Annotated in this window: 7 protein-coding genes; 4 read left to right on the top strand and 3 right to left on the bottom strand. The window is 67.2% G+C overall.

What is annotated here, in order from left to right; translation table 11 throughout:
- Positions 1-15 precede the first annotated feature (15 nt).
- Complete coding sequence (locus NMK34_RS06855; protein WP_318332690.1) at positions 16-2,949, top strand: DEAD/DEAH box helicase; 2,934 nt, start codon at positions 16-18, stop codon at positions 2,947-2,949.
- Positions 2,949-7,052 carry an Eco57I restriction-modification methylase domain-containing protein gene (locus NMK34_RS06860; protein ID WP_318332691.1) on the top strand — a complete coding sequence of 1,368 codons (4,104 nt, stop codon included), beginning with the start codon at positions 2,949-2,951 and terminating at the stop codon, positions 7,050-7,052. The genes NMK34_RS06855 and NMK34_RS06860 overlap by 1 nt, the downstream gene beginning before the upstream one ends.
- 86 nt (positions 7,053-7,138) lie before the next feature.
- Here the strand turns inward: NMK34_RS06860 and NMK34_RS06865 are convergent, their stop codons facing one another.
- Both NMK34_RS06865 and NMK34_RS06870 read right to left on the bottom strand, forming a co-directional pair.
- Positions 7,139-7,642, bottom strand: a complete 504-nt coding sequence (locus NMK34_RS06865) for a hypothetical protein (protein WP_318332692.1) — start codon at positions 7,640-7,642, stop codon at positions 7,139-7,141.
- Positions 7,643-7,648: 6 nt separating this feature from the next.
- Positions 7,649-7,885 carry a GntR family transcriptional regulator gene (locus NMK34_RS06870; RefSeq protein WP_318332693.1) on the bottom strand — a complete coding sequence of 79 codons (237 nt, stop codon included), beginning with the start codon at positions 7,883-7,885 and terminating at the stop codon, positions 7,649-7,651.
- Between the two features lie 111 nt (positions 7,886-7,996).
- On the opposite strand from NMK34_RS06870, the gene NMK34_RS06875 reads away from it, so the two are divergent.
- Both NMK34_RS06875 and NMK34_RS06880 read left to right on the top strand, forming a co-directional pair.
- Complete coding sequence (locus NMK34_RS06875) at positions 7,997-8,515, top strand: hypothetical protein (RefSeq protein ID WP_318332694.1); 519 nt, start codon at positions 7,997-7,999, stop codon at positions 8,513-8,515.
- On the top strand, positions 8,512-8,946 hold the full coding sequence (locus NMK34_RS06880; RefSeq protein WP_318332695.1) for a hypothetical protein: 435 nt from the start codon (positions 8,512-8,514) through the stop codon (positions 8,944-8,946). The genes NMK34_RS06875 and NMK34_RS06880 overlap by 4 nt, the downstream gene beginning before the upstream one ends.
- Here NMK34_RS06880 and NMK34_RS06885 read toward each other — a convergent pair.
- The gene (locus tag NMK34_RS06885) at positions 8,927-12,118 is read right to left on the bottom strand and encodes an N-6 DNA methylase (RefSeq protein ID WP_318332696.1); all 3,192 of its coding nucleotides are present in this window, start codon (positions 12,116-12,118) and stop codon (positions 8,927-8,929) included. The two genes, NMK34_RS06880 and NMK34_RS06885, sit on opposite strands and share 20 nt — an antisense overlap.
- Positions 12,119-12,218: the final 100 nt, after the last annotated feature.

Consider the following 12,218-nt stretch of genomic DNA (forward strand, 5'->3'; position numbering starts at 1 on the left):
CGCAAGGAACCCCTCATGACCACCCCCTTCAGCGCCGGCTCCCTCGTCACGGCCCGCGGCCGGGACTGGGTCGTACTGCCGGAAAGCGCCGACGACCTGCTCGTTCTGCGCCCCCTCGGCGGCGCGGACGACGACATCGCGGCCGTCTTCCCGAGCTTCGAGACCGTCAGCAGCGCCGAGTTCGCGCACCCGTCGCCGGCCGACCTCGGCGACGCCCAGGCGGCGGGCCTGCTACGGTCCGCGCTGCGGATCGGCTTCCGCTCCGGCGCCGGACCATTCCGTTCCCTCGCCGGCATCGCCGTGGAGCCGCGGGCGTATCAGCTGGTGCCGCTGATGATGGCGCTGCGCCAGAAGACCGTCCGCATGCTGATCTCCGACGACGTCGGCATCGGCAAGACTGTCGAGGCCGGCCTCATCGCCAGCGAGCTGTTGGCGCAGGGCAGCGCGAGCGGGCTCGCCGTGCTCTGCTCACCGGCACTGGCCGAGCAGTGGCAGGCGGAGCTGCGTACCAAGTTCGGCATTGACGCCGAACTGGTCCTCGCCTCCACGGTCTCCCGGCTGGAGCGCGGTCTGGACCTGGGTCAGTCCCTGTTCGACAAGCACCCGCACGTGATCGTCTCCACGGACTTCATCAAGTCGACCCGGCACCGTGACGACTTCGTCCGGCACTGCCCGGACCTGGTCATCGTCGACGAGGCCCACACCTGCGTCGCCGCCGACGACAACACCTCATCGCAGAATCAGCTCCGCTTCGAGCTCCTGCAACGCGTGGCCGCCGACCCCGAGCGGCACCTGCTGCTGGTGACCGCCACCCCGCACAGCGGGCAGGAGAGCGCCTTCCGGAACCTGCTGCGCCTGGTCAAGCCGGAACTCGCGACGGTCGACCTCGGCTCGGACGCCGGCCGCCGGATGCTCGCCCCGTACTTCGTGCACCGCAAGCGCGCCGACGTCCGCCAGTACCTGACCCGGGAGGACGGGCTGGCCGACGACAGCCTGGCCGAGGAGACGTCGTTCCCCGCCGACCGGCACTTCAAGGACGAGACCTATAAGCTCTCCCCGGCCTACCGCGCCCTGCTCGACGACGCCATCGCGTACGCCAGCGAGCGGGTGAGCGCCGCCGACAAGCAGGGCCGGCGAGAGGCCCGAATCGCCTGGTGGTCCGCGATCGCCCTGCTGCGATCCCTGGTGTCCTCGCCGCGCGCCGCCGCGCAGACCCTGCGTACCCGCTCGGCGACCGCGACGGCCGGCACCGCCGAGGAAGCCGACCGCCTCGGCGCCCCGCTCACCAGCGACTTCTCCGACAGCGACGCCCTGGAAGGCCTCGACGTGGCCCCCGGCGCCGAGACCGGCGGCGTGGCTGACGCCGGCGCGCGGCTCGCCGAGCTGGCCGACCAGGCGGCCCAGCTGGAGGGGCCGACCGAGGACCGGAAGCTGGCCGCCCTGGTCACCCACCTCAAGGCGCTGCTCAAGGAGGGGTACCACCCCATCGTCTTCTGCCGCTACATCCCCACCGCCGAGTACGTCGCCGAGCACCTGGACGGCAAACTCGGCAAGAAGACCGTGGTGCAGGCCGTCACTGGCACCCTCTCGCCGCAGCAGCGCATCCAGCGCATCGAGGAGCTCGCCGAGGCGGCCGGCGATGATCCCGCCGCCCGTCGGGTGCTGATCGCCACAGACTGCCTCTCCGAGGGCGTCAACCTCCAGCATCACTTCGACGCCGTCGTCCACTACGACCTGGCCTGGAACCCCACCCGCCACGATCAGCGAGAGGGCCGGGTCGACCGGTACGGCCAGAAGCGCACCGTCGTACGGGTCATCACCCTCTACGGCAGCGACAACGGCATCGACGGCAAGGTCCTCGACGTCCTCATCAAGAAGCACCGGCAGATCCGCAAGGACCTCGGCATCTCTGTCTCCGTCCCCGACGCCGCCTCCTCCGGGGTGACCGACGCGATCGTCGAGTGGCTGCTGCTGCGCGGCCGCGACGGCGAGCAGGGCAGCCTCTTCGACGTCGACGAGTACAAGGCGATCGACAAGAAGGCCGCCGCCCTGGCCGCGGACTGGCAGTCCGCCGCGGAACGCGAGAAGGCGTCCCGCTCCCGGTTCGCCCAGCACTCCATCCGCCCGGAGGAGGTGGCCCGCGAGGTCGCCGCGGTTCGCGACACGCTCGGCCGGGCGGCGGAGGTCCGCGGTTTCGTACGCCAGTCACTGCGCGCCCTCGACGGCGTGCTGCGCGACGACCCGGGCGGCTCCGGGGACTTCACCGCGGAGCTGAGCGGCACTCCCGCCGGGCTCCGCGACGGCCTCGCCCCGGCGCTGGGCGGCGACGTCGTCGAGCTGGGCCGCCCGGTTCCGTTTCGCAGCACGGCGGCCGTCGCGCGCGGCGAGGCCGCACTAGTACGCACCGACCCGGCCGTGGTCGCGCTCGCCGGTTACGTCCTCAACGCAGCCCTGGACGAGAAGGCCTCCGGCCCCCGCCCGGCCCGCCGCTGCGGCGTCATTCGGACCCGGGCCGTCACCGGCCGCACCACGCTGCTGCTGGTCCGCTACCGCTTCCACCTCACCCTGCCGTCCCGGGCCGGCGTACGGCAGCTCGTCGCCGAGGACGCCCGGCTGCTCGCCTTCGCCGGTGCACCCACCAACGCCACCTGGCTGCCCACCGAGGACGCGCTGAGGCTGCTCGACGCGACCGCCGACGAGAACACCGACCGCGACTTCGGCGAGCGCACGATGAGCCGAATCCTCGACGGGCTGCCCGCCGCCACCGACCACCTTGAGGCGTACGGCGAGGAGCTTGCCGCCGAACTCCTCGCCTCGCACCGCCGGGTGCGTAGCGCCGCTGGCGAGATCGTCCGCGGCCTGACCGTCACCGCGCAGAAGCCCGCCGACATCCTCGGCGCCTACGTCTATCTGCCGGCTTCCACCCCCGCCGCCGGAGGAGTCGCCTGATGTCCGCTACCGCCCGCAACCAGGTCTTTGCCGCCGTCCACACGATCGGCGGGCTGATCCCCGCCGACATGCTGCTCCGAATCGCCGAGGGTAGGGACGTCACCGGCTCCAAGCCCGCCGACTACAAGGTGGTCGGCTCCCGGTCGGTGCGCGACGACGCCGAACGGCACTGGGACTACCTCAAGTCGATCTGGAAGGACCTGCGCGACAAGCTCCCCGTCGCCCCGGAGGCCGAGACCCCCGCCGACCCGACCGGCCTGGCGGTCACGCAGTGGCTCGAACCGCTCTTCGACGAGCTCGGCTTCGGCCGGCTGACCGCGCTCGGCGCCGCCGGCATCGCGTCGGACGACGGCGGTAAGACGTTCGCGATCAGCCACCGTTGGAATCACACACCCATCCACCTGGCCCCATGGAACGCCACGCTGGACAAGCGACCCGGCGGAGCCGGCACCGTGCCGCCGCAGTCGCTGGTGCAGGAGTGCCTGAACCGCTCCGAGGCCCACCTGTGGGGGGTGCTCACCAACGGCCGGCAGCTGCGGCTGCTGCGCGACTCCAGCGCGATGGCCACCGCCGCGTACGTCGAGTTCGACCTGGAGGCGATCTTCGACGGTGAGCTGTTCAGCGAGTTCGTGCTGCTGTACCGGCTGCTGCACGTCTCCCGCTTCGACGTCGCCGACGGCGCGGCGCCGTCGAGCTGCTGGCTGGAGAAATGGCGCACGGAGGCGATCGCCGCCGGCACCCGCGCACTGGACCAGCTCCGCAAGGGCGTCCAGGACGCGATCACCGCGCTCGGCACCGGCTTCCTGCGCCACCCGAACAACGGCGCGCTGCGGGAGGACGTCGATCCGCAGGCCCTGCATAACGCCCTGCTGCGCCTGGTCTACCGGCTGCTTTTCCTCTTCGTCGCCGAGGACCGCGACGCGTTGCACGCCCCGGACGCCGACGAGCAGGCCCGCGAGCGGTACGCCAGCTACTTCTCGTCCGCCCGGCTGCGGGCGCAGGCCCGGCGCCGCCGCGGCACTGCACACAGCGACCTCTACCAGGCGCTACGGATCGTCCTGAACGCGCTCGGCGACGAGAACGGCCGCCCCGAGCTGGGCCTGCCCGGCCTCGGCGGCCTCTTCGACGACAACGAGGCCGACGCCCCGCTGCACGGCCTGGCCCTGTCGAACGACTCCCTGCTGACCGCCATCCGGCACCTGTCGCTGGTGCGCGACACCAGCTCGCGGCGCTGGCGGTCGGTCGACTACCGCAACCTGGACGCCGAAGAGCTCGGCTCGATTTACGAGTCCCTGCTGGAGTTGGTGCCGAAGCACAGCGCGGTGGACCGCACCTTCGAGCTGGTTGAACTCGCCGGCAACACCCGCAAGACCAGCGGCTCCTACTACACCCCGTCATCGCTGATCGATTGCCTGCTCGACTCGGCACTCGACCCGGTGATAGACGACGCGGTCAAGCGCGGCGAGATGGCCGCTACGGCAGCCGGACAGCCCGACCCGTCCGACGCGATCGTCTCCGAGCTGCTCGGGCTCACCGTCTGCGACCCAGCCTGCGGGTCCGGCCACTTCCTGGTCGCCGCGGCACGCCGGATCGCCAAGCGGGTCGCGGCGGTCCGCGAACGCAACCCAGAGCCGACCGTCGACGCCGTCCGCCACGCCCTGCATGAGGTGGTCGTCGGCTGCATCTACGGCGTCGACCTCAACCCGATGGCTGTCGAGCTGGCCAAGGTGTCGCTCTGGATGGAGGCCCTGGAACCGGGCAAGCCGCTGAGTTTCCTCGACGCGCACGTGAAGCGCGGCAACGCGCTGATCGGTGCGACGCCTGCGCTGCTCAAGCGCGGCATCCCCAATGAGGCATTCAAGCCCATCGAGGGCGACGACAAGACGATTGCCAAGGGCCTGGAGAAGCAGAACTCTAAGCAGCGGGCGGGGCAGGGCAGCCTCTTCGACCTGGACGCTGGGGCAAAGGTCGCCAACACCGTCTTCGCGCGGGACCTGCGCCGTATCACGGCGGCTCACGTCGACACCCTCACCGACGTGCGTAAGCAGGCGTCCGCGTACCGGACCTGGAAGACTTCCGCCGAATACGCGCGTGCCATGCGCGTCGCGGACGCCTGGTGCGCGGCGTTCGTGTGGAAGAAGACGGCGGCTGCCCCGCCCGCCGTCACCCACGGCGTCTTCCGAGCCTTGGAAAACCCCGACGCCTCAGCCGCGTCGCAGGCGACGCACGACGAAATCGCCCGGCTGCGCGGGCAGTACCGGTTCTTCCACTGGCACCTGGAGTTCCCGGAGGTCTTCGAGGTTCCGGAGTACGGATCAGGTATCGACCCAGCAACGGGCTGGGCCGGCGGCTTTGACTGCGTCCTGGGCAACCCACCGTGGGAGCGCATCAAGCTTCAGGAGCAGGAGTTCTTCGCGCAGCGGGATGAGGCGATTGCGACCGCGGCGAACGCTGCCGCCCGGAAGAAGCTCATCGCCGCGCTGAAGGACGACGAGGACCGCCGCTCGCTGCACGAGGAGTTCGAGGCGGCAAAGCGGAAGGCGGAAGGCGAGAGCCACTTCCTGCGCAACGGTGGCCGTTACCCGCTCACCGGTCGGGGAGACATCAACACCTACGCGGTCTTTTCAGAAACCGACCGAATGTTGATGGGTGTGTTCGGGAGAATGGGCGTAATCGTTCCCACTGGCATCTGCACTGACGCCACCACACAGCATTTCTTTCGCAACGTTGTAGAAACCTCTCAGCTTGTCAGCATTTTCGACTTCGACAATAAAGAATCGATCTTCCCTGCGGTGGGAGCAGTCGTACGCTTCTGCCTCATGACACTGTCAAATGAGGCAGTACCAGAGGTTCTGACATCATTTCTGTCGCGGAATGCTGGAGAAATCCGCGATCCCAGCAGGCTTGTGCGCCTCACGCCCAAGAAGATCTTGCTTATGAATCCCAACACGGGCACACTTACGGCATTTCTGGATGCGAGAGCCGCCGGAGTGCTTTCCTCGATTTACGAAAGAATCAGCATTTTCTCGAGTGACATAAGGCGTGACGGCGAATGGCTCATCTCCTACGGAACAATGTTCCATATGGCCGGTGACTCTGCGCTCTTCCAGACCAGAGAGAAGCTCGAAGCTGAAGGTTGGATTCTTAAAGGATCCACCTTCGTTCGCGGAAATGATGTGATGGTTCCCTTGTATGAGCCAAAGAATCTCCACATCTACGACCATAGGTTTGGAACATTCGATGGAGTCGCCCCTGAGTCACGCTTCACGAGGAAAGCGCCAACGCTCGGCGTCGATCACGAAGACCCAAACGTCGAGGCGGTCCCTCGCTACTGGGTGTCTTGGGCCGAGTTCAACGATAAATGGCGGACTAGTCACCGGTGGGCTATATCTCTCCGCGACATGACCAATCCTGTCACTAACGCCCGAACAGCGATCTTCTGTATCGTCCCGGCGGCCGCTTTCGGGCACAGCGCCCCTGTTCTCTTCTCTGAGTCAATGGATGCACGTCAGCATTCCATGCTTGTGGCGAACTTTGGGTCTTTCATCTATGACTTCATTGTCAGACAAAAGATCACCGGTGGGCATTTGACGCTGTTCCTGATGCGGCAAATTCCTGTTCTTGGTCCGAGTCAATTGTTCATCCATGGAGATTTCATCACCCGCCGCGTGCTAGAACTCAGCTACACCTCCTTCGCCATGGCCGCGTTCGCAGCCGATCTTGGCGATGCGGGAAGCCCATTCCGCTGGGATGAGGCTCGTCGAGCCGTTATTCGCGCCGAACTCGACGCCCTTTTCTTTCATCTTTACGGTATTTCCCGCGATGACGTGGATTACATTATGGAGACGTTCCCGATCGTTAGGCGCAAAGACGAGGCGAAGTACGGCACATACCGCACCAAAGAATTGGTCCTCGCTGAATACGATCGGATGTCCGAAGCGGGTGTCGGTCTGACTAGCCCGCTGGTTGAGGGAGAAAGCTACACGTCAACTCTCGCACCGTCGCCTGGGTACGGTCACCGCCACTCGGCGGCCCCAACCATTCCTCGGCAGCGGGCGGGGGAATCCGAGCCTCAAGCAGCAAGCCAGGTTCGGCCTGGTTAGATGTGCTGACAAGAGGACACCTAGGGGCTGAGCGGATTCCTGGGTGTCCTCTTCGGACCACAAAGAGCAGACGACTTGCCTCGTCTTCAAACCCTCCCTAGGGCAGGCGCTGACGGGTAGGTCGGCAGCGCCCGGAACCTCGTTGTAAGCAGGGGCGTCAGGAGACGGTCAAGGAGGTCGACATCCGGTGCTGGGATGGCGAGCAGCGCTCTGCGCAGGTAGATGCTCCACGCCTCTGGCTTAGGGAAGGCGGATAGCTGCTCCACAATTGGCTGCAACTCCAGCCCACCTGGGTACGGCACCAAATTGTCGATCCGCAGGTCGCAGCCGGAGACAAAGGTACGGCCGGCGATCTCGATGGGCGCGTCCAGCATTTGGGCAGTGGATTGAGCTGTCGCCGTACCGATAATCCTGCCGCGATCTCGGGTCGGGTTGCGCCACGCGCCTCGGGTGGCATACAGGAAGAGGCGATCCTCGGCGGCAAGCGCGGCGACCTCGGCGCGTGGGGTTGCGGGAAACGCCATCCGCTGCTCGTGCAGCACCCATGAGATAGCTTCGCGGTGACCGAGGATGACCAAGTACGTATTCATCGGCAGTCACGAGTTCTGCTGTGCAGTGTCGGCCACGAAAACTCCCAGCCCTTGCCTGCCGACAAGCTCTCCAGACTCGATCATTGAGTCGACCGCTCTCCGGACCGTTGCTGAGCTCGTCGAGTACTGCTCCATGAGCTTCTGCGTCGTGGGGATCTTCTCGCCCGGCTTCAACAAGCCTGCCGTGATCCTTGCTCGGAGATCATCACGTATTGATCTCCAGAGAGGCGCGGCGTACGGCATGCCCTGAATGGCATCACTCGGGGTCGGCGGGTAGACGGGCAACCCTAGGTTTGCTAGGAAACTTAGTAAAGGGTGGTAGACTCGCCAGCGAGCGAAGTGCAGGTAGGGGACATGGGCAGGCAGTGGAAGTGGTTCTTGCGGCCTCGCAAGATCGTGACGGATCTGACCGGGCAGGCGGTGCCGGATGGGGACGTCCCGGGGCGCTTTCGGCGGCTGGCGGTCGAGCACGTCGTACCGGGCTTGCGGATGAAGTCGCGGTGCGACGGCGCGCTCGTCTACGAGTGGCCCGAGGAGCGGGCGGCGGGGTCTGCTGGGCGGAATCAGCGCGCGGGTCGCTACGCGCCGGATCGGCTCGGCGAGCGAAACCAGGGGAGGTTCACAACGCCGGACGGCGAGGCGCTGCCCGGCGGCGAGCCGGTGGAGCCCGTGCGGCCGGACGCGGACGGCGACTTCTTCGTCACCCCTGCTCAGCTCGGGCGGGCGAACCGGCTGGCCGAGCAGCACTGGCGGCGCCCCACGGAGGACCCGCGCACCAGAAAGTGCCCGGACTGTCGGGGGGACGGCACCTGCCCCCGGGCGGCCTGGGCGGACTCGATCATTTCGCGCTGCCTGCGGACGTACTGGAAATGAACGCCTTTGACCTGTCGCCCGCGCAGGTCCGCAACCGGCTGATCCTGCTGGCGCGGCGGGCAGCGCTGGCCGCCGAACCCCGGCCACAGCCGCGCGTGCGCCCGCACGGCCAAGTCGAGGTGGTGCCCGCGGTGACGGTGACCCGGGTACCGGTCATCCCGTGCGTGTCCCTCGCCCCCGGGAAGTTGGTCCGGCTCGCCGAGTCCGACTACCGGTACGCAGCCGGTCCGCTCCGGCTGCGGATCGTCCGGGTCCGGATCGACCTCAGCGAGTGGTACGACGGCCAGTGGGTGTGGCTCGAAGGCGTCGAGATCGGGCCGGATGGCCAGGACGGCCCGCTCCGGCCGGTGCTGGCCAGGATCGCCGCGCTGCCAGGGCCGGAGGAGCGCCAGCAGGAGCCGCGCGGGTCCGTCACCCGAGCATCTCCATGACGATGGCCTCGATATCCGAGGCGGCCGGGTGTCGGGCGAGTTCAGCGCGGATCCGGCGGCGCATCGTCACGAAGCTCATGCCTTCGTCGAAGCGCCCCTCGGCAACGGTCACGTGTTGTTCCCGGCCGAGTTCAGCGAGACGTTGATGCATCGCGTTACCCGCGTCGTACAGAGGAATGGGTAGGTGCCACAGGTGCTTGTCGACGTCGCGCTCGTCCTTGCCGTAGGACATCATCGGCCGGACAAGCTCGGTCAGTGTGGGGCTGTTCAGGATCGCGCACAGGAACAAGCCCTCGTCCCGGGATGCGATCGCTCCCCAGTAGAGCTTGTGTTCGATAAGCGCGGCCGGGTCGTCGACGATGGCGGCGGCTACGTGCATGCCGGACGCGCCGTAGGCCAGCCGCAGTGGCGGCGTGGGGAACTGGGCGGTGAGCTTGCGCCGGAAGTCGAGCTGCTCCGCCAGGGTGAGACGGTCGGAGCTGCGATGAGCCTCCCAGACGGCTTCCGCCTGCCGCCACCAGTTGGCGAGGCCCGGGTGGTAGTCGAGCCTGTGGTTGGTGCCGTTCATCAGGTAGGACCCATCGAGCGGCAGCACAGCCTGTCGTGCGGTCAGGACCCGGTACGGAACGATGCTTTCGCCGAGCAGGACCGGCCGAATGAACTCCTTTTCCACGACGCCTTTGAGAGCGGGAAGTCCCTTCCACGGCGTCTTTTCGAGGCTGCTGCGCGCCGAGCGAACGGCTCGACTGCCGGCGCTGAGCCCAAGTGGCCCTCCCGCCTCCGCTTCGACGAAGAACAGCATGCGCGGCACGATCGTGGCGCCTTGCGAGAACCGCGGCCCGTACGGTGACTCGGCAAGGGCTGGTTCGCCATGGACCAGGTGGGCTGGCTCTCGGGTGATGAGGGGTTCGACTACCTTCCATGTTTTGGCACTCGCCAGCAGATGTCCGGTCCACCGCTCGGTCACCGACGGCAGCCGTCGGTAGGTGCTCAGGGTGGCCCGGTCACCGAAGACGACACTGGCGCCCCGCGGAAAGGGATGGGGACGAAGACGTCGCAGGTCCCAGGAGCCGGTGAAGGCGACGCCGGTCATTTCGCCGGGATCCTCATACCACCCGCTGCGAAAGCCCTCGAAGTATTCGCGGTCGAGCACCGAGTTGGGCAGGACGAAGGCGAACGCACCGCCGTCTCGAAGGTACTGCTGGACCGCTCTCGCGACGAAGAGAGTCGAGAGGTCCTGGTGCGTTGCGAACTTGCTGCCGTGCCACAGCCCGCGGTCGTTGGAGAACTTCTTAAAACTTGCCTGCATCTCCCGCGGCATGTGGCGGTAGGACAGCCACGGCGGGTTGCCGATCAGGATGTCCACCCGACTCTTCTTCCTGGCCAGCCAGACCGGTCGGGCCAGGTTGCGCAGGTAGTAGCTCCAGATGTGGTCGCGCCCCTCGTCGTGCAGCCGGCACATCGCGTCGAAGGTGTCGATGATCATCGGCTGGTCGTCAGCCGCGATATCCATCCGATGGAAGAAGCCCTCCAGCGAGGGCGGGTTGTCTGGATCCCGCGGCTTCGCCGCCATGCTGGCGAGGGTGGCGACGATCCGGTCGAAGTGGCCGGGATCGTCGAGCAGGTGCTGAGGGAAGCGTAACCAGTCCTCGACCTGGCTCGCGTTGTGGCCAGCGCTGATCCGCACGTGGTCCTCCGTGAAGAGGTCCAGTCGCTCCCGCCACTGCATGCTGTCGCCGAGGTACACGGGGATGTTGATGGGCCCTCGCCGCTCATCGGTGAGGCGGTCATGCCCGATCGCGAGCAGGTAGGTCACCCGCGCGAGCGCCACGGCGACCGGATGCAGGTCGACGCCGACCACGTGGTGGGAGAGCTGCGTCAGGGCGGCGTCCATCGGCACGTCCGCCGCCTCGGCCGCCGCGAGATAGCGGCGTACGGCGTGGAAGAGGAACGTGCCGGAGCCACAGGCCGGATCCAGCACCCGTTGCTGCAGCGGATCGGTGACGACAGTCTCGACGAGATGCTCGGCGAGCCAGTCCGGCGTGTAGTACTCGCCCATTCGCTTGCGCGTCTCGGCGCCGATCATGGATTCGTACAGCACCTTCAGGATGTCGTGGTCGGCCCTTGTCCATTCGAACCGCGCGAGTCGGCGGGCGAGGCCGTGGATGAACTCGCGACCGCCGGGCACCTCCGTGGTCCAGCCGAAGAAGTCGTGCTCGACCACGCCGAGGATGCCGGCCTGGTCAAACCGCTGCCCGGTGATCAGGCCCTCGGGCTGCAACTCCATGACGTCGATGCCGACGACCAGGTGCGCGATGATGTGCGCGCTGTTCATGAGCAGCGTGTGCTCCACGAAGAGGCCCGGATCGTTGACGAACTGCGTGCCCAGCGCGCTTCCCAGTAGCTCCGCCCACAGCTGTCGCTTCAACTCCACGGTCGGCAGCTGCGCGTGCTCTTCGTGGAGAGCAGCCAGTGCCGCGAGGTCGAGCTTGTGGGAAGTGCTCTCTGCGCCGAGGCGGCGAGCCACCTCGCCCGGAGTCGGTGGGACGCGCTGGCTCGTCGCCAGGACGCCTTCCAGCCAGTAGAACAGGGCCAGCCCGTCGGGGCGGGCAGCAGCAACGGTGTGGCTGTCGACCAGGGTCAGCGAGCCGCCTCTCATCTGATATGCACGCCAGGTGGCGCCATCGGTGAGGATGCCGACGTACCGCTGCCCGGTCTCCTGGCTTCGCGATCTGACGTACCCAGCGAGTTGGCGTTCGGCCTCATGGAGTGTCCGCCCGGCGCGCAGTTGCTTCTTCACCTCGATGACGGTGAAGCCGATGTCGATGTCGATGCGCTGACCACCGCCGGCCGGAGCCTCCAGCTCGACGTCGAGATGGCTGTCGACGAGGCCGAAGTCACCGGCCAGCAGGAGCTGTCGAATGTCGGCCTGGAGGGTTGCCTCGCTACGCCCAGCGCGGCGATCTGCGATACGCGCCAGCAGCGGCTGCAACGAGGCGGGGAAGCCTTCGGATGCACCCACCCCTGGCGTGACTGGCTTGTGGCGGCTTCGGCTTCCGTTGGGCGTACCGTCCGAGCTGGCCATAAACCAGTTTGGATATTGCGGAACGTGAAGGTGAGTCACTGTCGGGTTATCGACAATCACCAAACGTGACGAATTGGTGGTGACCATGAACGGATACCGTCGGTCGCGTCACCCCGCCGACCCGACGTGTGCTGCCTGGCACGAAATCGCCGTCCGCCGGTAGGGTCACGTCCACCCTCCCGACCAA

This window comes from Micromonospora sp. BRA006-A (assembly GCF_033433935.1).
GTDB classification, from domain to species: domain Bacteria; phylum Actinomycetota; class Actinomycetes; order Mycobacteriales; family Micromonosporaceae; genus Micromonospora; species Micromonospora aurantiaca.

What these genes read in the sequence shown, in the direction of transcription:
- NMK34_RS06855 (WP_318332690.1), top strand. Translation starts at nt 16, where the DNA reads ATGACCACCCCCTTCAGCGCCGGCTCCCTCGTCACGGCCCGCGGCCGG.
- NMK34_RS06860 (WP_318332691.1), top strand. Translation starts at nt 2,949, where the DNA reads ATGTCCGCTACCGCCCGCAACCAGGTCTTTGCCGCCGTCCACACGATC.
- NMK34_RS06865 (WP_318332692.1), bottom strand. Translation starts at nt 7,642, where the DNA reads ATGAATACGTACTTGGTCATCCTCGGTCACCGCGAAGCTATCTCATGG.
- NMK34_RS06870 (WP_318332693.1), bottom strand. Translation starts at nt 7,885, where the DNA reads ATGCCGTACGCCGCGCCTCTCTGGAGATCAATACGTGATGATCTCCGA.
- NMK34_RS06875 (WP_318332694.1), top strand. Translation starts at nt 7,997, where the DNA reads ATGGGCAGGCAGTGGAAGTGGTTCTTGCGGCCTCGCAAGATCGTGACG.
- NMK34_RS06880 (WP_318332695.1), top strand. Translation starts at nt 8,512, where the DNA reads ATGAACGCCTTTGACCTGTCGCCCGCGCAGGTCCGCAACCGGCTGATC.
- NMK34_RS06885 (WP_318332696.1), bottom strand. Translation starts at nt 12,118, where the DNA reads ATGGTCACCACCAATTCGTCACGTTTGGTGATTGTCGATAACCCGACA.